The sequence below is a fragment of the Psychrobacter sp. DWR1-2-3 genome (assembly GCF_049896465.1).
Taxonomy (GTDB): domain Bacteria; phylum Pseudomonadota; class Gammaproteobacteria; order Pseudomonadales; family Moraxellaceae; genus Psychrobacter; species Psychrobacter maritimus.
The window spans coordinates 84,424-109,678 of record NZ_JAFCUJ010000004.1 but is presented as its reverse complement, the minus strand read 5'-3'; the positions used below and the strand labels follow the sequence as shown (position 1 = coordinate 109,678).

Sequence of the window (25,255 nt, the reverse complement as noted above, 5' to 3'; positions counted from 1 at the left end):
TTTTTTCGAAGGCTATGAAAATTATTTCAAATTCAAGATAATATTAATACATATACTTATAAGCTATATAAAAAAACACTCATTATTTTTATGGTCTTTATTCAAAAAACCCTTCTACAGTATCGCCAGTAATAGCAGTGTTGGCATTAACGTTTCGTGTTACCTTTTTACCTATAATGTTAGCTAGATACTTTGGCGCCAAACCAAATCCAGGACGCACACTGCGTACAGAATCTTCAGTGATGGTATCGCCTTCTGCCATATCTTTTACAAAATACAATGAGCGCCGAAACTTAGTGTTGGTTTTTTCGCTGGCTTTTCGGCTGTAATCTACCTGCCCAAGCGCCTGCCAAGCTGTTTTGGTATCACGGCATAAGGCGGCCAAATCTGCAGGCTCTAATGAAAAACTGTCATCAGGTCCGCCACCATTACGATCAAGGGTGAAGTGCTTCTCGATGATAGAAGCTCCAAGGGCGACACTTGTGATTGCTGTGGTATTATCAAGAGTGTGATCAGATAAACCTGTGACCAACCCAAACCGCTCTACCATATCTGCAATAGTACGCAGGTTATAATCTGCAGCAGGCGCTGGGTAACCACTGACACAGTGCAAAATAGCAAGCTCCTTACAGCCGCCTACACGTGCAGCATCTATCGCTTCTTCTATCTCTTCGGCACTGGCCATACCAGTAGATATAATCATCGGCTTGCCAGTGCTAGCAACGTACTTAATCAATGCTAAGTCAACTGCTTCAAAAGAAGCTATTTTGTATGCAGGTGCTCCTAGATCCTCGAGTAGATCTACAGCGGTGCTGTCAAAAGGGGAGCTAAATATCGTAATACCTAACTGACGAGCATAATCGAACAGTGGCTTATGCCAGTCCCAAGGGGTATGAGCCCACTCGTACAAATCATATAAAGTACGCCCAGCCCATAAGCCATCTGAAATTTGAAAATCCGGCAAGTCTGACTTTAAAGTAATCGTATCAGGCCTGTACGTTTGCATTTTAATGGCGTCAGCACCGGCGCGTTTGGCCTCTTCTATAATACGCAGAGCCACATTAAGTTGACCATTATGGTTTGCCGACATCTCAGCAATGATATAAGGAGCTTGATTACGACCTATGATGCGACCATCAATATGAATATTATTTGTCATCTACCTTCTCCAAAATAATCTTATATCTCTTTCCATACAGCTCTATATGCGCAGGAAATCGATCAGGATCACAGACTCGAATTTTATCAAACTGACTCTCAATACTTTTAAATGGATCAATTGCACTATCATCTGGTGTCCGCCTTGGATAATACGTCGGTTTTATATTTGGATCTTGTGGCTTAGGTGAGACACTCTTAAAGTTACTAACCGAAAAATCTATTAACTCAATCTCTTTTTCAAATAACTGAGCATTAATTTCATTCCATAGTGCATGTTTGGGTACTTGAAAATTTAATTTTTTCCATACTCTTCCGCTATCTACCTCATCATTAGCTTCTAGTAGTGTCAGAGTTATCTCCTCCTTACCTTCTATAATGCTCCATATATGAGGGCTCCAACCCCTACCTTTAGGTAAGTCACTGGCATGCAGTACCAAGCAGCTAATATAAGCCTTGCGCTCTTGCCTACTTATAATCTCTGTACAGGAAATGAGAAATAATATGTCACCTCCGGACAGATCCTTTTTCTGACGTACTAGCTCTATCTCATGTTTGCTATTGTTCTTTTTTATCCATGCATATAGATAGTCGTTGACGGGGTGTCTAGGATTACTACATAAGAAGCTGATTTTCATAACATTTCCTTTAGAGCTATCGGAGTAAAACTTTAGATAGCCGTGTTACTCCTAGCCCATCAGTAACCGCACTAGCTACCCTACTCATTGCTCTCATTTTAGGTACGATTGAGGCGATACATTGTCCAAGTGCTAATGGCTCAGCTTCCAGCTTATTTATATTAAAGGTCAGTGCGGCTCCTACATCTTCTAATACGTTAGCAATATCCCGTTGGTTATCTGCCAAAACCAACATAATGGTCGGCAGTCCCAAACAGCATCTCTCCCATGAGGTTGACCCTGCGGCGCCAATAGCCAAATCACTATTAGCCATTAGCTCAGCCATATTATCTACCCCTACCTTTACTACCGTACGCCACTGCATCATTGCAGCTTGTTGTTTTACTGCTTCAATCCATGGTGATGTTGAACCCATAACGATGTTCATTGAACAGTGATCGGGTAAAGATTTCGTTTGCAGTCCTTTCAGGATTTTGGTTGTAATATTATCCTTATCAACCCCACCCAAATTAATCAAAATACTTGCCAATTTATTATGCTGACGCCGCTCTAAGCTGTATCTTCGCCACTCTGCAAATTCAGGCCTGAGTAATGCATAGTTAGATCCACACAGTAATTCACAATCTTCATTAACATAGGCGGCATAGTCTTGCGGATCACGACCAAAGTTTTGGTCAAGTAAGACGTCACAATCATGCTTCCGATCTGCCAAATCATCGATAACCATTAGCTTTTTGCAATAAGGTTGCAGTCTTTTTTCCCAATTCTCATCTAGTGCATAGTGATCAACGATTAACCAATCAGGTTGTATCGCCTTTACTATCGAGATACTTAATTCCGCATCTCTGTGTTGTGTACTAGCCAGCCAATCAGCGTGAGCAAGTGTAGCCTTACTTTCTGACTCAATACCTAAGCCATGCTCTAAAGGAAGCGTATACACTTGATACCCACGCTGTTGTAAAATCTCAATCAAACTTCCATCATGCTGACGGCATATAAAAAAACTCTCAGCTCCTTGCCTAGATAGCTCATCAGCTAAAGTCAAGCAGCGCATGACGTGACCAGATCCTATCTGAATAGAAGCATCACAACGAAAGACAATCTTGTACTCTTTTGCTGTCATGGCGAGTAATCACTGACTAGTAATAATGCATTTGCAATCTTTAAATCCTCATAGCTGTCTATATCCATGGCGCTTTTTAATGATATAGGCTCAAATGTGTGATCTGGTGAGTAGAACGTTCTGTGAGCCAACAACGCTTTCACTGTAGATATCCAAATAGCACCCGTTGGACAGTAGAGCTTGGGTAAATCTTGAGAACGTTGAGTCAGAGTGTCAGAAAAAATCTGCTTGGGTCTGCCTAACTTATCAATCGTCGCCGCCCACCACGGATTCATCCACCCATATTCAAAACAACTGATCTGAGCGGTGCGCTGCTCTGTTTCAAATACCGACACCAATGTTTTTATGTCTTCACTGGTACGCAATGGACAGTTAGCCATCAACTGAACCACCACGTTGTACTCTTCTTGCCAATAGTCCATAGCCTGCTGTAAAGCAAATGTTGTAGCCTCACTTACTGTGGAGTGATCATCAGCGCAATCAGTACGCAGAAAAGGTACTTCCGCACCAGCGTTTATAGCCATCTCAGCTATCGTTGAATCATCGGTAGATACCAAGATTCGATCAAACAATTTAGATTCTTCCGCCGCTTTAATCGTCCATACAATCATCGGCAGACCATTAAAATCGGTTATGTTTTTTTTCGGGATTCGCTTCGACCCGCCGCGAGCAGGAATAATGGCAATTCTACGCTTTACCATAATGTCCACCCACCATCAGCCTGAATGGTTTGACCATTGATTGCTTTACAGTTTTCTGAAACTAAAAAATCTAGAGGCCCTATGAGATCTGACTCGGATAGCATACGACCGCTTGGCGTAAGCTTTGCATATCTGGCTTCAAAGCTATCATCGACGCGACCGCTGACACCGCCATAGGCAATACAATTAACCCTTATATCGAAATCAGAAAAACGTACAGCCAACTCCTTTGTTAAATGTATCAATGCTGCTTTGGCAACACTGTATTGAATCGGCGACTGTTTTGGATAATCCTCATATAAAGCAGGGTTGGCAGCGACGACACCATACTGAGAGCCTATATTAGTGATTGTCCTTAGCTCATTTGGCTGAGTATTGAACAGCCCTATTGATAGCTCATAAGGCACGATGACGTCCATCAAATACTCTGCTAAAAAATCTTCGCGGCTTGTCTGACCTAATGAGTCTGTCTGCAAAAAATCCAAACTACGCGCATTGTTTACCAAGTGATTAATGGTATAGCCAGAGTCTTGAACTTGCTTAATGATGTCCTGTACTGCTTGCGGCTTAGTAAAATCAACTATTAGTGGCATCAAACAACAGTCGCCAACTATCTCTTTTATTAAACTATCGGCATTATCTTGAGAGGTCGTCGTAAATAACACCTGCCAGCCCTTAGTTGCAAAGTGCTTGACAAATTGCCTGCCGAATTTACCTGTACCACCAGTAATCAAGATTGTCTCTATCATTGGCAACCTCTTTCAAGCAACTGAACGACCCTTGTATTAAATGCTTTGTCTGACATTACCTTTTTTTCTTGTATGCCGAATATAAAAGCTTGCAAAGCCGTTTTAAAAGCTGAGAACGAATCTGTAAATGTAAAGTCCATCCAACTATCCGTACCAAATACTCTAATCGAGATTGGAGACTGTCCATTACCAAGCGCAAAAAAATTGGTCTGTATACCACTTTCCCAGCGAACCATTAGGCTACCCGAGCCATCACTTCTATGATAGGCAGGAGCAGTCATTTCGACTATCTCGTCACCCTCAGAGAGCATGTTTAGCACAGGCTCAATAATATGAACAGCATATTTAGACCATGATTTAGGGGTAAACGCGGTGATCTGTTTAATGCTGCCCAGTTTTTGCTTATCTACTTCACTCAATGTCAATTGCTTGCTATACCTGAGCGCTGAACAGGTAAAAATCTGACCTGAATATTGTTCTAATGCATATAACCTATCTAAATCATTAATAGATAGTGCAATGGGTTTGTCTATATAAATAGGGATGCCTTGACGTAAGAATGGTTCGGCATACTGCAAATGATGATAGGCATCATCACGCGCCAACAGAACGGCATCTACTTGCCCAATCATATCTGTATAACAAGTCACAACGTGCTCGATTTTTGCGGCTTTAGCAATGTGCCGAGAAAGTGCGATATCTTGCGTCCAAATAGCAGTAACTCTTGCCTCTTTTATTTGACTCGCAGGCCATTGTTGCTGCTCTAAATAACGTGGTATGACAGGATAGCCACATTTTTCCATTTCCACCGAATCATAACCATTAAAGATAGCGCTCCAAGAATAAGGATGCCCATTACCTGCAGATGAGCCGATGACTCCCAATTTTAATGTCATCGCTGCCACCTCGACGGATTAAGCAAACCTTCATCTGTAGATTGTAAGAAGTCAGGAATGTCAGTGATGGGAGTATCAATTGCAGCAATTATTTGTTTCAGCTGCCAAACATTATCTACGCCAACTATAATTTTATCGATATCCCTTTGCTGATGTAGATAGCTCAGACAGGCCTGCAAAGGAGAGAGTTTATTTTCGGTTAGCCAGTTTTGATAGGCATTAATGAGGTCAGACCAAGGGGCAAAATATGCTGGAATCCTTTCGCTTGGCATCAATAAAAGGCCCTGTAAAAAAGCCGATCTAATGTGTATCGCTACCCCTGTTTTTTTTAGTTGGCTAAGCATTCCTGTGTTCTCCATGCGCCTATCAAATATATTCATAGGAGCCTGAACAACATCAAAATTAAATCTCTCGATAAGTTGGGACAACTCATTGGGACTGTAAACAGAAACCCCGATTTGTCCCAACAACCCCTGCTCTTTGAGTGTTGATAATGACTTATATAACGCCTCTCCAACTGGCTCAAGCAGTTGGGCTGGTCTATGCAGTAATAAAGCATGGAGTTTATTGATTTTTAACCGCCTTAATGAGGCATGCACTTGTTCTGTCACCCATCCTTCTACCATTACGCAATCAGGCGGTACCTCGGGTAGCTTGCTTACCAGATTAAATGCTGCAAGGTTATGCAACCCTAAAGCCGTTTCACTATCTCCATAACTAATGGCTGTATCGAGCATACTTATGTCAGATGCACCTGCCATATTAAGTAACTTACCGACAGTATCTTTAGATACTTTACCTGTCATATTGGCAAGACCATATGACAGTCCAAACTGCGCTGTTCCTAGCGCAAGCTTGTGACTGTGCGCTAGGCTATTCATGATTCTTTACTCAATATGGTTTTCAGCGTCGAGCACACAGTGTCCTGCTGCCCTTCAGTCATCGCTGAAAACAAGGGGATACTGATTGCTTCTTTATAATACTTTTCCGCTTCAGGGAATTGACCAGACGCAAACCCCATCTTTTGATAATAGGGCTGCATATGTACAGGGATATAATGCAGATTAGCTTGAATTCCTGCTGCCCGCAGCGCATTAAATACATCAAGATGGGTGATGTTAATTTGTTCTAATTGCAGACGAATGACGTATAAATGCCTAGCTGAATAACTGTCGGGGTGTTGCCACGGTAAGATAATTGGTAGATCATGAAGTAGATTGTCATAGCGAGACGCTAGCTCGTGACGCTTGATAACAAACGCTTCTAACCGTTGCATTTGTGATAGCCCAAGAGCGGCTTGCAACTCTGTCATTCGATAATTATAGCCAAGTTCAATCTGCTGATAATACCAAGGGCCATCCGCAGCTTTAGTCATTAATTCTTCATCACGAGTGATACCATGGCTGCGTAACAGATTTAACTGTTCTGCTAACTTAGCGTTGTTGGTAACAGCCATGCCACCTTCCGCAGTCGTCACTATTTTTACAGGGTGAAAACTAAATACGGTGATGTCGCTATAGCGGCTATTACCAATAGGTTCACCCTTATACTTACCGCCAATCGCATGTGAGGCATCTTCAATGATGCTAAAACCGTATTTTTTAGCCAACTCATGGATCGCTTGCATATCACATGATTGACCACTGAAATGCACAGGGATCACTATTTTGGGTAGCTTTCCTACCTTTTGCGCTGCAATAAGCTTTTTCTCTAATTGTTTCGCGCAAAGATTGTAAGTGCGAGGATCGATATCAACAAAATCAACTTTGGCACCGCAATACAGAGCACAATTTGCTGAAGCGACAAAAGTATTTGGTGTTGTCCAAAGCCAATCGTCATTGCCTAACCCTAAAGCCAAACATGCGATATGTAATGCCGATGTCGCACTATTAACAGCAACAGCATACTTGGCATCACACGCCTCTATAATAGCTTGTTCAAATGCAGGGACTTGAGGGCCTTGGGTCAAAAAATCTGATTTAAGCACGTCAACAACCGCATTAATATCTTGCTGATTGATGTCTTGGCGGCCATAGGGAATCATTTATATACTCCCTATTTTTTCGTAGTTTATCTCCAGCCAATTTTGTAAATCGATATCAGTCATCCACTCGGAATTACTGTCACTGGCATACACGAAACCTTTAGGTACTTTTTTGCCATCTTTGATTCGTTTTGGACATGCTGCCCAGTTATGTATCAGCGGCAAAATTTTGAAATGCTCAGGATACTCATAGGTATAGTGAGCGTCTTCACTACTGATCATTTGTTCATGCAGTTTCTCACCGGGACGAATGCCTATAATCTCTTGCTTGGCTTCTGGTGCAACTACTCGAGCTAAATCCACCATCTTCATGGAAGGTATTTTTTTGACGTAAATCTCGCCACCAATCATATCTTCGAATGCATGCCAAACTAACTTAACGCCATCTTCTAATGAAATCATAAAACGGGTCATACGGTCGTCTGTAATCGGTAGCACACCTTTATCTTTAATAGACATGAAAAAAGGAATCACTGAGCCCCGAGAACCCATGACATTGCCATAACGTACAACTGAAAACTTAGTACCATGCTCTCCAGAATAAGCGTTACCCGCTACGAACAATTTATCGGAAGCAAGCTTAGTAGCACCATAAAGATTGATCGGGCTACTGGCTTTATCGGTAGATAGCGCAACCACACCTTTAACCCCTTTATCAATACAGGCATCAATTAAGTTCATGGCACCATTGATATTGGTTTTTACGCATTCAAAGGGATTGTATTCAGCGGTAGGCACAATTTTGGTAGCAGCAGCATGGACAACATAATCAACGCCGTCTAATGCACGATATAAGCGCTCTTTATCACGGACATTGCCGATGAAGAAGCGCACCCTATCATCACCGACGAATTTTTTCGCCATATCCCACTGCTTCATCTCATCACGTGAAAAGATGATAATTTTTTTAGGATTATATTTCTCTAAGGTCATTGGTAAGAAAGTATTGCCAAATGAACCTGTACCGCCGGTGATCAGAATAGTGCTATTAGTCAACATGTAAAATCCCTCTACCAGTTGCAAGACTACCAAATATTATTCTATTATTTATTCTGTAATAAACTTAACAAAACTATAACACACATCAATATGCAAAATAAAGCATATATATATTTATTAATATCAATATTTAAATATATAACCAGTAAAAATAAATTAAACCTAATATAAATGACAAAAATTAGTCATCAAAAAAAAGAGCTCTGGCCTAAACATATGATTATTCATACATTTAAACCAAAGCTCTTTATTGATTAGAAGAAATTACAGTTACCTACAGTCAAAACAATTTAGAAAAAACAATTTAGAAAAATATAGGTCACAGTGTTCAATGTGGAAAAGTAAGCAGATTAGTAATTAATATAAAGGTCAAATTAGCAATTTTGAATATTCATAACGATCGTCATGATCTGACACCAAGTCAACACTTATCAATAAATCTTCCGCTTTCAGCTTATTTATAGTATCTTGCAACGCCCATAATGGGGCGTTTATTTTTTCTGCTATTTCTAGATTTGTGCTTACTCCATCACAGTAAGCCAGAAAATCCATCATATTTTTGACAACTAAGCTACTGTCTTTGGTACCGATTGTGGGATGTAAACCTCTCTTGCCAAGTTGTGGTTCGCATAAAAAGTTTGTTGCAAGTACTTCATTAGCTTCAAGACATTCAATCGATTTTTTTAGCACTTCATAACTACCAAGCAGCCCAGTAGCAGTGACCAACTCCAAGTCATCTAAAGAGGTGTGATACTCTGGATAGCATCCATACTTTGTCCTCATAATTGAACATACCGGCAGATCTATACCCTTGCTACAGTACTGTCTTTCATCACTTCCTCTGTCTAAGAAAGAATAACTGACAAACTCTGGATGCGTGTGGATTAAAACATGTTTTGCCACTTGGTCCGCTAACGTGTCACCGGTTTTGGAGGGCAAATATGAGTAAGCCCTATCATCACCTACACAGGTAATATTAAAGCCAGCAATAATGTTTTGTTTCATCGCTTCATGATGACGACTGAGGTATGTGATTGAGCCAATAGTTTCAGGGATGATAATAATACGATAAGTATATTTTCTAAATGGCAAACTTAAAAGCCACTTTGCCAAAAATACCGTTACCACTGGTCCTGATAGCTCATTGTTTGCCATTGAGGGATGACACAAATAGGTTGATAAAAAGACCTCTTCTTCTGTTTTCCCTGGAATGATCAACTCACCATAGGTTAAGCTTCCTTCGCGTAAATCACTGTCTATATATACTTTATAAGTACCTGGTTTGAGCGTGTCCCTCTCTTGTTGAGTGATACAAAAACCCCATCTTTCTTGATAGTATGAGGTTATATAGGGTATCGCATTCGGTTGCTCTGGTAATGAGTACAGGTGCTTCTGCAATTCTTCGAGCGATATTTCTTGATTTACGGGTATAGAGTAGCCAACCACATGAAGGTTAGAAACTTGAAAATCACATATCTTTTTGCCATCAGGAGTAATGATATAGGCGTCTCTAATATTCCACTCTTTTGGGACTTCCCAATCAAAGCATTTGGTACCAGTTGCAACCTCAAACACATTTAAATCATTCAATTGCATATCATTTTTTAGTATCTTTAAGGATTCTCGAAAGCCTGCGCCAGTTATGCTACGACATATCGGAAAAAGCTTTTCACAAAGCTTGTGCATTTCTATACCAATATTTTTCATTACCTAGTTCTCCTTTAGCCTCATTAAGAATATCCCTTATTTTATTCGACCTTAATACCGCTGAAATGAAACCCCTCACTTACAGCACATAAATGCTTAATCACTAAAACTATGCTGCAAAATACTTGTTTTATAAAGAAATATATTCTATATTCCGAATATATTAGCATAATATTTATAAGGTAATTTACTTAATCCTGTTTATGTTTATAGTTTGGTTTTTAACGAAGATAAAGGACTAATACATTAGGAGGCAAAAATATAAAGGTTTAGTAGATATCTATAGTCGATTCAAAATAAAAGCGCTACGCTTGTAATAAAGTAAATAGCTTTATATCAGTTTATAAATTCCATTCTTTTTTTCTTATCCCCTCAAAGTAAGCCGTCTGATCACCTGTCAATATAAAAGACATAAGCCACTGTGCACGGAAATACAGTTTATATTGATAATTCTTTTCATTAATGAGATGAAAAGGGCTTAGGCTTAGGCTTATATTGAATTGCTTAGCCAATCTGCGATATTCGCTCATAATTCGCCAAATAGTTACCCACCCTTTATTGGGCACTACACTAAAGAACATCTCAGCACTGTCTATCAAGTACAGCTGAATAAAACGCTGCTTTATGATATCGATTTCCATATCAGTTTTGGCAAGTGTCAAGCTTTCTCTCAGTCCACAAGTTGATGTATAAAGACGATCAAGTGATTTTAGCGTTATCTTACCTCTAGTAATAGAAGCGAATTCTTGATGATACAGATAGCCAACGATGTCTGTTTTTAAAAAACTCGTGACGAGAAGCGGGAGGGTAAATGCCAATGGGATGTCTTCGTAATAGCAGTATTCAGGATAATAAACCTGGTTTTCGATTAAAAACTTTCGCCTAAAAGCTTTGCACGTTTGAGACATAAACCTACTAAAAAGTATATGAGGAACTTCTTGTCTATCTCTATAGCTGCCTGCCACCACGCCCATTCTATTGATAGGAATACTATCTGAGCTTATAACATTGAAATCGATAAAATCATACTGATGATCGCAGTTCTGCTTTATGAATGCCAATGCCTCAGTTGTTATGTCATCATCAGAGTCGACGAACCAAACATATTCACCTTTTGCGAGCTTCAACCCCGTGTTCCTAGCACCACCAGGACCCTTATTTTTTTGTTTTATTGCGATTATATTAGCCTGTGGCAAGCTATCTCTAAAATCTGTAAGTAAACGATAAGTGTCGTCAGTTGAGCCGTCATCAACTAAAAGAACCTCGAGATCGGGATCGCTCGACGTTATTGCTGTTACACGTTTAAGAAGTCTCTTGCATTTATGTGCTGAATTGAAAAACGGGATAATCAAACTTAAGTACATATTAGAGCTCCCGTCAGTAACGCTAAGCGTATTTAGCCATTTCTTTGAACTTTACATTACGTACCACAAGTTCCTGATAGGTCCCATGATCAATTATTTTTCCGTGTTCCATAAAGTAGATAAGATCACACTTCTCTACCGTTTTTAGACGGTGCGCAATCATAATAATAGTCTTTTGACCACTGAACTCATGGATAGCGTCCATGACTATCTTTTCAGTAATACCATCTAATGCACTGGTTGCTTCGTCGAATACCAACACCTCTGCTTCATGATAAAGTGCGCGCGCAATACCGATACGTTGCCGCTGACCACCTGAGAGCTGTACGCCGCGCTCACCTACTCTGGTATTGACACCGTCTGGCAGTTGCTCAACCAATTCTGTCAGATTGGCTAACTTTAACGCTTTATTAACTTTTTTTAGGCTGATATCTTTTGCCGGAATACCAAAGGCAATATTTTCAGCGATGCTTCCTTCACTCAGAAAAATACTTTGTGGTACAAATCCCAATAGATCTTGCCATGCTCGTTTATTGTCTGCAGTGATGCGAATGTCATCGACATATATACCGCCCTGTTGCGGGGTCAGCAAACCAAGCAATAAATCTATCAAAGTTGATTTGCCAGAGCCTGATGAACCAACCAGACCAATCACACTATTGACAGGGATACTCATATTTACGCTGTCCACGGCAGGTCTCTCTTTACCAGGATAGCTGAACTCTATATTGCTAAGCTTAATACTTCTTTTCAAATCAATTGGTGTGGATACGACGGTATCACTGCTAGTTTTTTGACTATCAAATGATCTTTCTAAATCATCTTTGACTGCTTCAAACGCAGCAGTATTACCTTTAATCTGAGATAGACTAGAATATATTTGTTGTAGAGCTGGCAACAACTTAAATGCCGCTAGAGCATAAACAGCTAAGATTGGTAAGACTTCCCCTAAATTACCAGAATGTACCTTAATCAGCACCAATACCAATGAAATCATCGCACCAAAGGCTATAAGCTCTATAAAGTATCGTGGTACTTGGCTAATAGCTATATTGGTTCCTTGAGCACGAGCGAAGACTTTACCGCTATCATGAAACCGAGTGATAAAATCATGGCTACGGTTTAACAGTAAGACGTCTTTAATACCGCCAAACCCTTCGTTCATGAGTCTAAAACGTTGGGTCGACACTTCAGACAGCTGTTGACCGTTACTTTCTAATTTTTGTCGCACCAATCTATATAGTACAAAGTATGCTAACGAAAATATGAATAGTCCCAGTATCGCGATTACTGGATCATAAATCACGATACTGATAGATATAAATAGTGCCAAGACTAGCTTTGAATTCATTATCATGAGTGGCTGGACAATTTGTGAGCTTATCCTTGCTGCCTCTGTAGATACCTGCTTAGTCAGCTGTGCACTACTACCGCTGGCGTGAAACTGCCAGCTTTGCTGCATATAGTAGGTATAGAGACGATCCGCAATCTCAGTACCGATACGCGCGCCAAAAATTGATAGTCTCCAAGTTGTAAACATAGAAATGACAGTAGAAAATGTCAACATGACTAGGACGATCACACCAGTATAGAATAAAAAATCCATAGGATTATTCAGACCAGACAGCTGATACAACTGTGCAAAAACGCCATTGGTCTCTAGTATGCTAATATCACCAACTAAAGCCATAAAAGGGGCTATAGAAGCAATCCCTAATAGCTCTGTAAACGCCATAATAACGACCAGCACTTGCAATATATAAAACTGCTTTAACTGTTTATCGGTCAGCAGAACAAAGAGCTGTTTGATTACTTTCAACATAACTTATGCAACTATATTAAGTTCAATATAAAAAGATACAGCGGGACTGAGATCAATTTTTTGCATCCTCTGTCCGCTTAGGCACCGCACGCCAGAAACGTTTATACCAGTCCTGCTTCATAACGTAACGTCTCTATTTTATTTAGTATCAACCATGCAAGCTATTTTGTAAAAAAGTAACATACCAAGGCATCGCTTTTTTTACGCCTTGAACAACATCGAACTGCGGATCATAACCCAATGCACTTTGGATCTTACTAATATCAGCCTGACTGTGGCGCACATCGCCTTCTCTAAAGTCACGATAAATAGGCGCTTGGCTATAATCTATGCCATTAATGCTTAAGTGATCTTTTAGTGCTGTAAATAAAGTGTTGAGCGTGGTACGACCACCGACAGCGACATTATAGACTTGGTTTTTGGCATCATCATCGGCAGTTGCTGCCAAGATATTGGCCTGTACCGCGTTTTCAATAAAATTAAAATCTCGGCTGGTGTCACCATCGCCATTGATATAAACATCATCGCCTTGGATCATGGCTGCGGTCCATTTAGGTATCACCGCCGCATAAGCACCGTCCGGGGTCTGGCGCTTACCAAAGATATTAAAGTAACGCAGGCCAATAGTATGAAAACCATAAGTACGAGCAAAAACTTCGGCATATAGCTCATTGACGTATTTGGTCACAGCATAGGGTGATAAAGGCTTACCAATGGCTTCTTCAACCTTTGGTAATGCAGGATGATCACCATAAGTCGAGCTACTAGCGGCATAGGTAAAGCTTGCCACCTTCGCATCGCGAGCGGCGACCAGCATGTTTAAAAAACCTGAGATGTTGGTTTCGTTAGTATTAATAGGATCTGCGATAGAGCGTGGCACTGAACCTAGTCCCGCTTGATGGAGAATATAATCAACATCTGCGCAAGCGCTTTGGCAGTCTGCTAAATTGCGTATATCACCTTCCATGAAGTTGAAACGTTGCCATTGCTCAGCAGTTACCACAGATTGAACTTCATCTAAATTGTGTTGAAATCCTGTGGCAAAATTATCTAAACCCACGACTTTTTGATTCAGTAATAACAGACTCTCAAGTAGATTCGAACCTATAAACCCTGCAACCCCTGTGATGAGCCAAGTTTTTGGTTCATTAACTAACGATTCTGTAACTTGTTGATAGGCGGTTACTTTCATAGTAAATGTCTCCCAAATTACTTTGATTGCTCTAGATGTTTAAAGGCGTATGTCAGTATCTTCTTTAGTAAACAAATACTTTAGATCATAGAGAACATGATTGTCTTTACCTAACGCTCTTATTTTCTCTATGCCCATCTTGATAAACTGCTCATGAGCGACCGCTAAAATAATACCGTCATATTGATTTGATACAGGTTGAGAGATAGGAGTAATACTGTATTCCCGATTAGCTTCATTAGCATTTATCCAAGGGTCATGAACGTCAATCTCGACGTTGTACTTTTGTAGCTCATGTATAATATCGATGACTTTAGTATTGCGCACATCTGGGCAGTTTTCTTTAAAACTGAGTCCTAAAACCAAAACTTTAGCACCTTCAATTTGTATGCGCTTTTTGATCATGGTTTTGACCAACTGTGTGACAACATACTCACCCATACTGTCATTCAAACGCCGACCTGCCAATATAATCTCAGGATTATGGCCGATAGCTTGCGCCTTATGAGTCAGATAATAAGGATCAACACCAATACAGTGACCACCGACAAGTCCGGGACGAAACGGTAAAAAGTTCCATTTGGTTCCCGCTGCCTTGAGCACCGCTTCGGTATCTATTCCCATCTTATTAAAGATTACCGCTAGCTCATTGATCAGGGCAATATTGACATCTCTTTGGGTATTCTCGATGACCTTGGCTGCTTCTGCGACCCTAATACTGGGTGCTTTATGCGTACCCGCGGTAATGATTAAGTTATAAACTTCATCAATAAAATCAGCAACTTCAGGTGTCGATCCAGCCGTTACTTTTAAAATATTAGTTACGCAGTGCTCTTTGTCTCCCGGATTGATACGCTCAGGACTATAACCTGCATAAAAGTCTTGGTTAAGGATTAACCCAGATACTTCTTCTAGTACTGGCACACAAACCTCTTCGGTCGCGCCAGGATAGACTGTAGACTCATAGACCACAATGTCATCTTTCTTTAGTAACGAACCTATGGCCTTTGAGGCCGTGATTAGTGGCGTCAAGTCAGGTTGCTTTGAGCTATCGATAGGTGTCGGCACAGTTACAATAAAGAAATTACAGTCTTTGAGCGTTTGGATATCTGAGCTATAGCGTAAATGTATCGCTACAGCTAGCTCTTCATCACTAACCTCCAAGGTATGGTCTGTACCTGCCATTAGTGCAGCAATGCGGCTAGCGTTAATGTCAAAACCTACCACTGAATGCTGCTTGCCGAACTCAACTGCTAGAGGAAGTCCGACATACCCCAAACCAATTACTGCTATTTTTAGCTTATTTATATTTATCATAGAGTTCTACCACCTGACCGTTTTTGAAGAACCTGATTAACCAGCTTGATTGAAAATGTAACAGTAACAACACCATATTAGCGACTGTCGTCATAGGCATAGCGATGATTATAGCTATATTTACTCATCAGACCTTGCCTGACATCGTTGAGAATAATGCCATCTACTTGGATATCAGATTCATGCATTTGCTTAACGGCATAGATTAACTGTTTTTCCATTGAAGCATCGTATCTGGTTACCATGAGTACTTTGTCTGCATGCTGAGCTAACACCATTGCATCTGAAGCGGCCAATAATGGTGGTGAGTCGATGATAATATAGTCGTACTGAGACTTTAATTCTGTTAACAGAGCATCAAACTTTTCGCTGATTAGTAGCGATTCAGGATCACTTGGATGCTTTCCACGTGGCATGAAGTCAATATGGTCTATACCACTAGGATGAATAAAGTTCTCTAGACTAAAATCAGAAACGTCATTAACTATTTGAGTAACGGCGCTCTTGCTAAGTTGGTTAAGTTGCAAACTGTTATCGTCTAGCAACAGATAATCTGCTAAGCCATCATATTGACTCATACCAAAAACCTTGTGCAGCTCACCCATACGCATATCAGCATCTATGATCAAAACTTTTTTGTTCAGCTGAGCAAAGACTTCTGCCAAGTTAGCAGAGATAAACGACTTGCCAACGTCCGGGCTTTCCCCAGTTAACAAAAGTACTTTTGCCTTTTGGCTATCTGAAATCACCGTTGGCATACTTAATATAAGTCTGGTTCGAAGGCTTTTGATTGCTTCATAACTCAAGCTACTATTATCAACATGAGCCAGCATACGAGGGGCTGCTTTTTTGTTAATACTTAATCGTGATAATACAGCAGAGCGTGGAATTGTGGCGATGACTGGCACTCCTGTTTTAGACTCAATACGTTCAGGGTCTTTAACGACATTTCTAAGCATCTGCATAATGAATACTAATAAAGCACCTAGCAGAGCACCTGCTAGAGTGGCTAACGTCATTATTAATTGTTTCTTAGGGGTGATGACTCTATTGGTATTGATAGGCAAATCAATGATACGGGCGGCGCTGACCTCACCTGCTTTGACAATTTTTAGCTGCTCGTAGTTTTTAAGGATAGTGAGATAAATCTCTCTATCGATGTTTACATCCTCAGAGAGTGTCAAAAACTCTCTCTGTACTTCTGGTAGCGCACTAATGGTATCGTCGATTTGCTGCTTTCTAGCATTCAATACGCTAAGTTGTTCGTTTATCTGAATGACCAACGGATGATCATTGGTATAGTAAGTTGTTAGATCTGCTCTTTTTAGCTTAAGCTCACTAATTTGTGTATCAAGTCCAGCGTTTTCACTGAGCAATATTGATGCTTCTTGTGCTACATCAATGGTGCCAGAATTCTCACGAAATTTATTAAATATCGCTTCTGATTCTTTGAGTTTTTGTTTTAAGGCCGGAATTTGTTTTTTCATAAACTCAATAGTCTTGATAGTTTGTTCCGAGCTACGTGCTTGGTTCTGTGCACTATAAGACAGTACAATATGTTCTAATATCAGGCTGACTTGCTTTTGATTTAGACCTGACAAAGACAGTTCGATAATACCGGTCTTAGTGCCTTCTTCCACTACTGATAAGGCACTATTGATAGAGTCCGTGGTGATTTGCAGTGATTGCTTGGTAATATCGATAGGATGTTTACCAGTAGGTAGCTCATTAACCATAATTTCAATGAGACCGCTCTTACCTGTGAAACGATGGGCTTTGTTCAACTGTCCCTTAAATTCCTCACTACCACTACTCAAAACAAAGCCTGTGTTAGTTCTTAATAAAGTAAAGGCTTTATCTAAATAATCTTCTGACACATTAAACTGACTCACTTGTACTCGACCATCGCTAGTCTCGAGTACAACACCATCAGCAGTATTCATTTGCACGTTTGTTTGGTTGTTTTTTATTCTATCTATCTTACTAACTGCCGGATCATTCAACCTAATACCCAAATGAAGCAAATCCACCACTGGCTCTAAAACCATGCGCGATCTGATTAGCTTAATCTGCGCTTGCATTGAACTATCATCAGGTGGCAATAGCTCTGCTATATTCGACCCTAGACCTGATAAGTTTTGGGAAGTTTCATCAATTTGAATCAGTGCATCTGATTTAAAGGTGGGATTTTCGTAGCGAACATATAACACCCCTATTATTAAACCCAAAATTGCAAACAGAGCAATGATTTTCCAGCCGCGTAGTAATACTAAAAGCAGACCCAGTAGATCATTATCTTTGTCAGTATTGTGTCTAGATAAATCTTTTGAATGGTTATCCATAACATTGTTATCCATAACTATGTCTTCATCAATTAGTGTTAGTCAGTCAGCTTATTTTTTTAGTCCATTATTCAAGGCTTGTGACGATATTATCAAACGCCATAACTGTTATCGTTTAAAAGTCTGAAATTGATCTGATTGCAGAAGTTGATGGTAAAAGAGCACTGATCACACGGTTCCAACGAGTTAGGCCCGTAGGATCAACGTAAAGAATGTCATTGGCTTGCATCTCAAAGCGATTTGCCAATGCTAAGCCGGTGATAGTCTGCATATCGGCATAATAGATATTGGTATAGTTATACTTTGAGTTATCACGGACAATATATACTTTGGCAGCATTGGCTGTGTTCGCATTTAAACCACTTGATTCACCCAGTACATGCGCTAAGCTAAGCCCCTGCTCAGGGATAGCGACTGGTTCGATTCGACCAAACTCTCCCAAGACATAAACTTTATTACGGCTTTGGCTATTGACATGAATGGAATCGCCATCTTGTATATAAATTTGGTTGGCAGATAGCCCCATCTGCCTTAATGACTGCAACCCTAAGTTATAATTTTTACCTCGGCGATTTAATACAATATTATTTGAATCGCCTGTCGTAGTAGTACCGTCTGCCATGGACAAAGCGCCGTATAAGGTGACCGGTGCATCAGTAATAGGAAATTCGCCAGACTTAGTAACTTCTCCATCGATAAAGAATTTGCTACCAAGATAGTTGATGACTCTGACTTGCGGGTCTGAGTATTTTAGATAGCGTTGCAACCTACCTTGTAATACTGCAGTGAACTGCGGCACACTCATGCCACTCGCCTTCAGGCGGCCTATCAATGGAAATTGAATAAAGCCTTGCTGATCGACAGTAATACTTGATGTTGATGCACTGATATTTGGATAGTCAGTGAGCACGATACTCATGACGTCTCCAGCTTCAATACGATACTCTATTGGTCTTGAAGCTTTTACTAAGCTATATAGCTCATTGTCGAGAACTGGGACTTGCTTAGCGGGTAAGGTCGTGACGTCTAATGGTTGAACATTGAAGGTAATACCATTTTCTGCGACAAAGGCACCACTGGGCGGTAAGTTGCCCGCTTGTAGTCCAGAATTAATACTGCTACAACCAGATGTGACAGTGAAGAGCACTAAGCACGCTATCGTCGATAATGGAGATGAATATCCGCCCATAGTAAATTCCTTGTAAACTGTGGCTATCAGTAACAGCGATTAGCGATACCGTAATTTTCATAATGTAGAACTATGAAAAACTCATTAAATAACTACATTACAATCAAAAAACGTCTTAGTCATAATACGAGTCACAACCTAGTGAACATTTATCAACAAATTAACGACTATATACACTTAATCGAATTTAAATATTCACGTACACTTATATATTTATATACTATCCAACAACATTTAGCAACAAAACTTATTTATTACTTACATTGGCTAAGAGGGTTATATAAAAAATAGTATAGAACCATTATCTGATAGTAGTTATACGATCAGCTATTAGATAAATAGCTAGTAGCTCGTTAGATAGCGCGTTATATAAAACTGGCGTGGTGGTTAGCTGTGTGGCAGTGTTAGAGCTGATGAAAGGACAATTAGTGGGGTTGGTTGGCGGCGATACTCAATCATTTTTCTAGACAATATGTTCTTATCCTCCGCAAAATTTCTTTTGAATGATAAAAAACTATTTTATTTTTATTTTCAAAATAGAAAATAAGCCCTAGCAAATAATGAAATTTTTGACAAAAAAATAGGAGTGGTTACATTAGTAACGACTCCTATTTAAATCCATTCAAATTGAACTTAATAAGTCTGTAGCTCAATACCTACACCTACGCCGACATCAGTCGACTGGATATCTGAATCTACCGCCCAAATTCGGCTGGAGATAAGTGCTTTGGGGTTGTATTGATGCTCCCAAGCCACATCAATACCAGTCAGCTTATCAGTCGTTGGGAATGTTTGATTAATGGCTTCATCGGCTTGATTCACCCTAGCATGCTGTACTTTTGCATTAATAAAGTTACGGTTATCGAGCCATAAGCGGCCACCAAGTGCGATACTTTCCGCATCACCGCCTAGCGCATAGCCTAATGGGAAGCCTTGCTGATAATAGCCGTCGGTATAAATACTATGGTCATAAGAGATACCTCTTACCTCACCGCTTGTGCGGGTATCTGTATACTCCGCATACAGCTGATAAGGTTTGCCGTAAGCAGCAGATGCATAATCAACACCGGCTAAATACATGTTTTTAGCTGGTAAGCCGCCTGCTTCATCTTCACCAATATATTGCGCATAAACGCCAGCAGGAACATTGACTAATGGCGCTAAACTTAAGCGCGCATCAAAACCACCTAACTGATTGGCAGGGTCACCGTCTACATTACCATCATCAGCATTATCTTTGGTTCCTAAAAGAGCGTCAGTAAAGGAGCCAAAACTCTGTGGACGACCTTCACCGCCCCACATAAAGGTACGTGAAGCACCGACTTCTAACCATTCCCATGGGCTAGCAGTTAAGCGTGCACCAAACAGCTTAGCATCAGGAATCGCTTCATAATCCTCTAGTTGACCGGCGAATAGCTGATATTGCCAAGGTCCGACCCACGATAAATATGGGGATATCGGCGCAGTTTGCTGATCTCGCTGCATGGTAAAACCTGTCACTGGTAAGCTTGCATCGCCTCGAATAAGGCTACCATCATGCCCAGGTCCCCACCACGTTGGAATTTTACCCGCTATCAACCACTGATTAGCAGCAGTACCAGCAAGGTACGAGCCCTCAAAGCTAACGTCTGAGCTGTCATCGATGAGTTTGTCATTTTTTAAATTGGCTTGTAAATTAAATTCCCACTCCGCTTCGCTAAGCGACACGCCAACGCTTCCTTGTTGACCCGCCAGCTTATCATCAGCAAATTTTTGTGGTAGCTGATCTCTGTCGGTTTGTATATGCAGGGCTGCCGAGCCTTTTACCACTGAGTTGCGGTTCTGATTCAATCGCGTTTGTACCGACTGTAGGATCTGCTGCTGCGCTGGCGTCTGGGCATTAGCTGTATTTAAAGCGCGCTTGATCTCGTTGGCTGTCAGTGGCCAAGTACTGGTGCTAATCTGCGCGACCCCTTGAGTATTCAGCCAATCAAGATCTGCCTTAAGCTTTAGATCGTTCATATACAGGTTTTGTGCAGATGCCAACACCGACACTGAGGATAAGACACCAAAACCCAATAAAATGCTTAGCTTCTTGTACATGATCACATACTCTTCGGTTATAAAGGGTTTATTATAAATGCCAATGGCTTATAAATACTATGGGTCAAATATCAATTTGCATTAACGTAACTAAATTTAACTCAATAACTGATATCTTATTGGTTATGTATATTCGCAAATACGCTATCAATCGCCTGTACGGTTTGCTTAATTTCGTCTTCTGTCAACGTTGGATGCACGAGAAACATCAAGCTGGTTTCGCCGAGCTGCTTGGCGACTGGCAATCTGCTTTCAGGACGTAAACCTGTATTATCAAACGCTTTTTCCAGATAAACTTCAGAAGCGGATCCTGAAAAACAAGGCACCCCTAAGTCATTTATCTCTTGAACAATACGATCTCTTGACCACTCTTTAGGTAGGTTATCTGACTGCACATAGACGTAAAGTTTATAATAGGCATGGGTCGAATCTGCAAACTGCAGCGACTCTTCTAATCTTGGTACAGACAGATAGCCTTTTGCTTCCCATTTAGCACAGGTATCTAAGATAGCTTGCGCATTAGCCGTACGCTTGGCGGTCCAATCAGGCATTCTCGTTAATTGGATACGCCCAAGCACTGCTTGCATTTCAGTCATGCGCCAATTGGTACCAAAGCTTTCATGTAGCCAGCGATAGCCCGGTGGATGCTCGGTCTCATAGACAGCGGCGTAGCTTTTACCATGGTCTTTATACGCCCACATTTTGCGCCATAATTGCTCGTCATTGGTGGTAACCATACCGCCCTCGCCGCCTGTGGTCATTACTTTATCTTGGCAAAAGCTCCACGCACCGATATGGCCGATACTCCCCACGCTACGACCCTTATAACGTGCACCGTGCGCCTGTGCACAGTCCTCTATCACATATAGATTATGCTGTTCTGCCAACGCCATGATGCCATCCATATCACAAGGCCAACCTGCCAAATGCACACAGACGATAGCTTTGGTTTTAGCCGTCAATACCGCCGCGATCGACTCAGGCGTGATATTACCAGTTGCCTCATCGACATCAGCAAAAACAGGGGTTGCTCCCGCATTGACGACTGATGAGATACTCGCAATAAAGGTACGTGGCGTGACGATTACTTCATCGCCTGCGCCAATTTCTAACGCTTGTAAGGCAACGTCTAATGCCAACGTACCATTACCCATCGCAATGGCATATTTGCTATCAGCCCATTTAGCAAACTCCGTCTCAAACTGACGACACTCTTGCCCTGTCCAGTAATTTACCTTGTTGGATAATAATACTTGACTGACCGCATCAGCCTCTTCTTGAGTAAAGCTTGGCCAAGGTGAAAATGGGGTGTTTAACATAGTTGCCTCGATGGTACTTATTTATAATTGATGATTCGTGATTCATCATTGATGATTAGTAATTTATAACGAAATATTTGATTCTGATTTTTTATTTATACTCTTTATTTATTGAGGGGTCTTGCAGGATTACCAACCACGACAGCTCCCGCTGGCACGTCTTTGGTAACAACCGCCCCCATCCCAACAATGGCACCTTTACCAATAATTAATGGCTTATCAGGTGTGCCTTGTTTGATGACTGCTCCTGTACCGATATAGGCATGGTCATGGATATGAATATTGCCATTACAGCTAACGCGCGGGGCAAAGGTGACATAGTCGCCAATCACGCAATCATGTTCGACATAGCTATATAGATTGGCATGGAAGCACTTACCGATAGTCACATTAGCAGCAATAGTGACAAACGGACTGAGTGCAGCACCGGCAGCGATACTGACTGCATCCATAATTAAGGTGGTCGTTCCTTTTACTGTCCACAATGAGATACCATCTTGAACCAATTTATCTGCAATTTTTTCACGAATGCTGCTATTAGCAATGGCAATCAGGACAAATTTATCATCACTTTTTATACTTTTAAATTTTGTATAATTCATCGCTGTATAGCCGTTAACATTCGCATCTTTATCTAATGCGTCATCAATAAATACGATTTGGCTATCTGCTTGAGCATCTAATCTTTGTAATTGATCAACGGCTACAGGCATTAAGCTACGACCACAGCCTGAGGCACCATAGACGGCAAATACTTTACTCATAGCTATTTTCTAAAGCTGATTGGTTTTGAGAACCAGTAAACTTACTCATTGTCGCTTCACCGTCAGCGCTAATACCATCTTTAATAACCACTTTTTTTACTGTCTTAAGCAATATCTTGATATCTAACCACAATGACTGGTTATCTACATACCAAGTATCAAGCTCAAATTTCTTATCCCAACCGATGGCATTACGACCATTGACTTGCGCATAACCGGTAATACCAGGGCGCACATTATGGCGACGCGCTTGATCTTTACTATATAGCGGTAGGTATTCCATTAATAATGGACGCGGCCCCACTAAGCTCATATCACCTTTGACGACATTCCACAGTTCAGGTAGCTCATCCAAACTACTATTACGTAGTGCTTTACCAAAGACAGTCAAGCGCTCACTATCGGGCAAAAGATTGCCATCACTATCTATGCCATCTTTCATGGTACGAAATTTAATCATCTCAAACGGCTTACCGTCTAGACCCGGGCGTGTTTGACGAAATAGCACCGGCGAGCCTAAGTTTTTTTTGACTTTATAAGCGGTGATGGCGTATACCGGAGATAAAGCGACCAAAGCGGTGGTCGCAGCAGTGATATCGAAAAGGCGTTTTATTTTTATCATTTAAAACCTCTATTTTTTGCAAGCATCAAGTAGGACTGTTTGCAATTTCTTAGCAAGGTTGTCTCTTGAAAATTCATTAAGCGCTAGTTGCTTAGAGTTAATACAAGCTTGCTTATATACTTTCTCATCGTATAAAAAACTCTCTAGTTCATCAACTATTTCTGGGATAGTTTTTTTCCACGCTACAACCCCACATTGATTTTTTTCAATAATGTCTTTTTGCCATCCCCCGTAATTTATGAGTATAGGCTTTGAAGCTGCTAGCGCATCGAAGAATTTATTTGCTGAATTGGCTTGAATAGCAGGCAAATCAATAGCAAAACTAGAGGCAATTGAAGCATATTTTAGATAAAAAGGTATTTCCTGTTTTGGAACCTGCTTTTTTATAAAAATACTTTTATTGAGAACACCCTTATTCTCTGCATAGTCAATGATTTCATCATATTGACTACCATCACCTATCAAAACAATAGAAATATCGGAATTGCGTTTTTTTAGTTCTACAGCAATATCTACGGCAATAATTACGTTATTCACTACTCCGAAAGTACCTGTATAAATAAGTGAATTGCCAGTTGGTAACCATTTATTTTTAGCTATAAAACTATCGTACTCCGCATCACTAACTTCAAATAGGCTGTTATCTGAGCTATTAGGAATAACTGTTACTTTATTATCAGGATAACCTGCTTGAATGACTCCTTCTTTCATACCAGAAGATAAAGCTATAACATGTTCAGAATTATTGTATGCCCACTTTTCTAATAGCTTAGCTAAGTAAATTTGATATGGTTTATTTAGAACTCCCATCGCAATGGGTACTTCAGGCCATAGGTCTCTTACCTCAAAAACCATAGGTATTTTTTTTACCTTAGAAGCTATTACCCCTGGAAATGCAATAGTCAAAGGCGTGCTGGTCGCAAATATGATGTCAGAATTTTTAATTGAAATGGCTTTTCTGGTGGCAGCTATAGCGAACTTAGAAAATGCCATGAGACGTCTTTTAAAAGACATTTTATTACTATATGGGTTGGGAAGCCAATGTACATGAATACCGTCTATCAGCTCATAAAACCAATCATCTTGATCTGTCTCTTTAGTCCAACTTGTAATCATATGAACTTCATGACCAGATTCTATTAATCGTTTTGCCATTTCATAGGAACGAGTCCCGCCAGACATACTTGGAGTATTAAAATACTGATGTAAATATATTATATTCATAAG

The 25,255-nt window shown here is 40.5% G+C and carries 21 protein-coding genes; all 21 read right to left on the bottom strand.

All coding sequences use genetic code 11. From position 1 onward, the window contains the following. Nucleotides 1–97: 97 nt before the first annotated feature. The 21 genes from pseI to ACP7AA_RS08960 all read right to left on the bottom strand — a co-directional run bounded on the left by pseI (nucleotide 98) and on the right by ACP7AA_RS08960 (nucleotide 25,252). Nucleotides 98–1,159, bottom strand: coding sequence for a pseudaminic acid synthase (gene pseI / locus ACP7AA_RS09060; protein WP_426223352.1), 1,062 nt, complete (start codon nucleotides 1,157–1,159; stop codon nucleotides 98–100). Further along, nucleotides 1,149–1,796, bottom strand: a complete 648-nt coding sequence (locus ACP7AA_RS09055) for a formyltransferase family protein (protein ID WP_426223351.1) — start codon at nucleotides 1,794–1,796, stop codon at nucleotides 1,149–1,151. The genes pseI and ACP7AA_RS09055 overlap by 11 nt, the downstream gene beginning before the upstream one ends. Nucleotides 1,797–1,812: 16 nt before the next feature. After that, nucleotides 1,813–2,919, bottom strand: a complete 1,107-nt coding sequence (gene pseG / locus ACP7AA_RS09050) for a UDP-2,4-diacetamido-2,4,6-trideoxy-beta-L-altropyranose hydrolase (RefSeq protein WP_426223350.1) — start codon at nucleotides 2,917–2,919, stop codon at nucleotides 1,813–1,815. Further along, entirely contained in the window at nucleotides 2,916–3,620 is a 705-nt protein-coding gene (locus tag ACP7AA_RS09045) for a cytidylyltransferase domain-containing protein (RefSeq protein ID WP_426223349.1), read from the bottom strand. Before ACP7AA_RS09045 ends, pseG begins: the two co-directional genes overlap by 4 nt. Beyond that, on the bottom strand, nucleotides 3,614–4,369 hold the full coding sequence (locus tag ACP7AA_RS09040) for an SDR family oxidoreductase (RefSeq protein ID WP_426223348.1): 756 nt from the start codon (nucleotides 4,367–4,369) through the stop codon (nucleotides 3,614–3,616). Before ACP7AA_RS09040 ends, ACP7AA_RS09045 begins: the two co-directional genes overlap by 7 nt. Next, nucleotides 4,366–5,265, bottom strand: a complete 900-nt coding sequence (locus ACP7AA_RS09035; protein WP_426223347.1) for a Gfo/Idh/MocA family oxidoreductase — start codon at nucleotides 5,263–5,265, stop codon at nucleotides 4,366–4,368. Before ACP7AA_RS09035 ends, ACP7AA_RS09040 begins: the two co-directional genes overlap by 4 nt. Next, on the bottom strand, nucleotides 5,262–6,146 hold the full coding sequence (locus ACP7AA_RS09030; RefSeq protein ID WP_426223346.1) for an aldo/keto reductase: 885 nt from the start codon (nucleotides 6,144–6,146) through the stop codon (nucleotides 5,262–5,264). The genes ACP7AA_RS09035 and ACP7AA_RS09030 overlap by 4 nt, the downstream gene beginning before the upstream one ends. After that, nucleotides 6,143–7,309, bottom strand: a complete 1,167-nt coding sequence (gene pseC, locus ACP7AA_RS09025) for a UDP-4-amino-4,6-dideoxy-N-acetyl-beta-L-altrosamine transaminase (RefSeq protein ID WP_426223345.1) — start codon at nucleotides 7,307–7,309, stop codon at nucleotides 6,143–6,145. The genes ACP7AA_RS09030 and pseC overlap by 4 nt, the downstream gene beginning before the upstream one ends. Then, nucleotides 7,310–8,308 (bottom strand): UDP-N-acetylglucosamine 4,6-dehydratase (inverting), encoded by a 999-nt coding sequence (gene pseB / locus ACP7AA_RS09020; RefSeq protein ID WP_426223344.1) that lies wholly within the window; start codon nucleotides 8,306–8,308, stop codon nucleotides 7,310–7,312. 369 nt (nucleotides 8,309–8,677) lie between these two features. Further along, nucleotides 8,678–10,015: a DUF4910 domain-containing protein gene (locus tag ACP7AA_RS09015; RefSeq protein WP_426223343.1), complete on the bottom strand. Its 1,338-nt coding sequence runs from the start codon at nucleotides 10,013–10,015 to the stop codon at nucleotides 8,678–8,680. A gap of 341 nt (nucleotides 10,016–10,356) precedes the next feature. Continuing rightward, nucleotides 10,357–11,379 (bottom strand): glycosyltransferase family 2 protein, encoded by a 1,023-nt coding sequence (locus ACP7AA_RS09010; protein WP_426223342.1) that lies wholly within the window; start codon nucleotides 11,377–11,379, stop codon nucleotides 10,357–10,359. A 22-nt stretch (nucleotides 11,380–11,401) separates the two neighbouring features. Further along, a complete protein-coding gene (locus ACP7AA_RS09005) occupies nucleotides 11,402–13,201 on the bottom strand; it encodes an ABC transporter ATP-binding protein (protein WP_426223341.1) in 1,800 nt (599 codons plus the stop codon). Nucleotides 13,202–13,349: 148 nt separating this feature from the next. Next, nucleotides 13,350–14,393 (bottom strand): NAD-dependent epimerase/dehydratase family protein, encoded by a 1,044-nt coding sequence (locus ACP7AA_RS09000; protein ID WP_426223340.1) that lies wholly within the window; start codon nucleotides 14,391–14,393, stop codon nucleotides 13,350–13,352. A gap of 39 nt (nucleotides 14,394–14,432) precedes the next feature. Further along, the gene (gene tviB / locus ACP7AA_RS08995; protein WP_426223339.1) at nucleotides 14,433–15,710 is read right to left on the bottom strand and encodes a Vi polysaccharide biosynthesis UDP-N-acetylglucosamine C-6 dehydrogenase TviB; all 1,278 of its coding nucleotides are present in this window, start codon (nucleotides 15,708–15,710) and stop codon (nucleotides 14,433–14,435) included. A gap of 77 nt (nucleotides 15,711–15,787) precedes the next feature. Then, nucleotides 15,788–18,052: a GNVR domain-containing protein gene (locus tag ACP7AA_RS08990; protein ID WP_426223338.1), complete on the bottom strand. Its 2,265-nt coding sequence runs from the start codon at nucleotides 18,050–18,052 to the stop codon at nucleotides 15,788–15,790. 115 nt (nucleotides 18,053–18,167) lie between these two features. Continuing rightward, complete coding sequence (locus ACP7AA_RS08985; RefSeq protein ID WP_426223337.1) at nucleotides 18,168–19,241, bottom strand: polysaccharide biosynthesis/export family protein; 1,074 nt, start codon at nucleotides 19,239–19,241, stop codon at nucleotides 18,168–18,170. 633 nt (nucleotides 19,242–19,874) lie between these two features. After that, a complete protein-coding gene (locus ACP7AA_RS08980; protein ID WP_426223336.1) occupies nucleotides 19,875–21,323 on the bottom strand; it encodes a capsule assembly Wzi family protein in 1,449 nt (482 codons plus the stop codon). Between the two features lie 116 nt (nucleotides 21,324–21,439). Next, on the bottom strand, nucleotides 21,440–22,642 hold the full coding sequence (locus tag ACP7AA_RS08975; RefSeq protein WP_426223335.1) for a DegT/DnrJ/EryC1/StrS family aminotransferase: 1,203 nt from the start codon (nucleotides 22,640–22,642) through the stop codon (nucleotides 21,440–21,442). 104 nt (nucleotides 22,643–22,746) lie between these two features. Further along, entirely contained in the window at nucleotides 22,747–23,406 is a 660-nt protein-coding gene (locus ACP7AA_RS08970; RefSeq protein WP_426223334.1) for an acetyltransferase, read from the bottom strand. Continuing rightward, complete coding sequence (locus tag ACP7AA_RS08965; protein WP_426223333.1) at nucleotides 23,399–24,028, bottom strand: sugar transferase; 630 nt, start codon at nucleotides 24,026–24,028, stop codon at nucleotides 23,399–23,401. The genes ACP7AA_RS08970 and ACP7AA_RS08965 overlap by 8 nt, the downstream gene beginning before the upstream one ends. Before the next feature lie 9 nt (nucleotides 24,029–24,037). Continuing rightward, nucleotides 24,038–25,252 carry a glycosyltransferase family 4 protein gene (locus ACP7AA_RS08960; protein ID WP_426223332.1) on the bottom strand — a complete coding sequence of 405 codons (1,215 nt, stop codon included), beginning with the start codon at nucleotides 25,250–25,252 and terminating at the stop codon, nucleotides 24,038–24,040. Between the last annotated feature and the right edge of the window lie 3 nt (nucleotides 25,253–25,255).

Excerpts from the sequence above, each read along its gene's own strand:
- pseI (WP_426223352.1), bottom strand. The coding sequence starts at position 1,159 with ATGACAAATAATATTCATATTGATGGTCGCATCATAGGTCGTAATCAA.
- ACP7AA_RS09055 (WP_426223351.1), bottom strand. The coding sequence starts at position 1,796 with ATGAAAATCAGCTTCTTATGTAGTAATCCTAGACACCCCGTCAACGAC.
- pseG (WP_426223350.1), bottom strand. The coding sequence starts at position 2,919 with ATGACAGCAAAAGAGTACAAGATTGTCTTTCGTTGTGATGCTTCTATT.
- ACP7AA_RS09045 (WP_426223349.1), bottom strand. The coding sequence starts at position 3,620 with ATGGTAAAGCGTAGAATTGCCATTATTCCTGCTCGCGGCGGGTCGAAG.
- ACP7AA_RS09040 (WP_426223348.1), bottom strand. The coding sequence starts at position 4,369 with ATGATAGAGACAATCTTGATTACTGGTGGTACAGGTAAATTCGGCAGG.
- ACP7AA_RS09035 (WP_426223347.1), bottom strand. The coding sequence starts at position 5,265 with ATGACATTAAAATTGGGAGTCATCGGCTCATCTGCAGGTAATGGGCAT.
- ACP7AA_RS09030 (WP_426223346.1), bottom strand. The coding sequence starts at position 6,146 with ATGAATAGCCTAGCGCACAGTCACAAGCTTGCGCTAGGAACAGCGCAG.
- pseC (WP_426223345.1), bottom strand. The coding sequence starts at position 7,309 with ATGATTCCCTATGGCCGCCAAGACATCAATCAGCAAGATATTAATGCG.
- pseB (WP_426223344.1), bottom strand. The coding sequence starts at position 8,308 with ATGTTGACTAATAGCACTATTCTGATCACCGGCGGTACAGGTTCATTT.
- ACP7AA_RS09015 (WP_426223343.1), bottom strand. The coding sequence starts at position 10,015 with ATGAAAAATATTGGTATAGAAATGCACAAGCTTTGTGAAAAGCTTTTT.
- ACP7AA_RS09010 (WP_426223342.1), bottom strand. The coding sequence starts at position 11,379 with ATGTACTTAAGTTTGATTATCCCGTTTTTCAATTCAGCACATAAATGC.
- ACP7AA_RS09005 (WP_426223341.1), bottom strand. The coding sequence starts at position 13,201 with ATGTTGAAAGTAATCAAACAGCTCTTTGTTCTGCTGACCGATAAACAG.
- ACP7AA_RS09000 (WP_426223340.1), bottom strand. The coding sequence starts at position 14,393 with ATGAAAGTAACCGCCTATCAACAAGTTACAGAATCGTTAGTTAATGAA.
- tviB (WP_426223339.1), bottom strand. The coding sequence starts at position 15,710 with ATGATAAATATAAATAAGCTAAAAATAGCAGTAATTGGTTTGGGGTAT.
- ACP7AA_RS08990 (WP_426223338.1), bottom strand. The coding sequence starts at position 18,052 with ATGGATAACCATTCAAAAGATTTATCTAGACACAATACTGACAAAGAT.
- ACP7AA_RS08985 (WP_426223337.1), bottom strand. The coding sequence starts at position 19,241 with ATGGGCGGATATTCATCTCCATTATCGACGATAGCGTGCTTAGTGCTC.
- ACP7AA_RS08980 (WP_426223336.1), bottom strand. The coding sequence starts at position 21,323 with ATGTACAAGAAGCTAAGCATTTTATTGGGTTTTGGTGTCTTATCCTCA.
- ACP7AA_RS08975 (WP_426223335.1), bottom strand. The coding sequence starts at position 22,642 with ATGTTAAACACCCCATTTTCACCTTGGCCAAGCTTTACTCAAGAAGAG.
- ACP7AA_RS08970 (WP_426223334.1), bottom strand. The coding sequence starts at position 23,406 with ATGAGTAAAGTATTTGCCGTCTATGGTGCCTCAGGCTGTGGTCGTAGC.
- ACP7AA_RS08965 (WP_426223333.1), bottom strand. The coding sequence starts at position 24,028 with ATGATAAAAATAAAACGCCTTTTCGATATCACTGCTGCGACCACCGCT.
- ACP7AA_RS08960 (WP_426223332.1), bottom strand. The coding sequence starts at position 25,252 with ATGAATATAATATATTTACATCAGTATTTTAATACTCCAAGTATGTCT.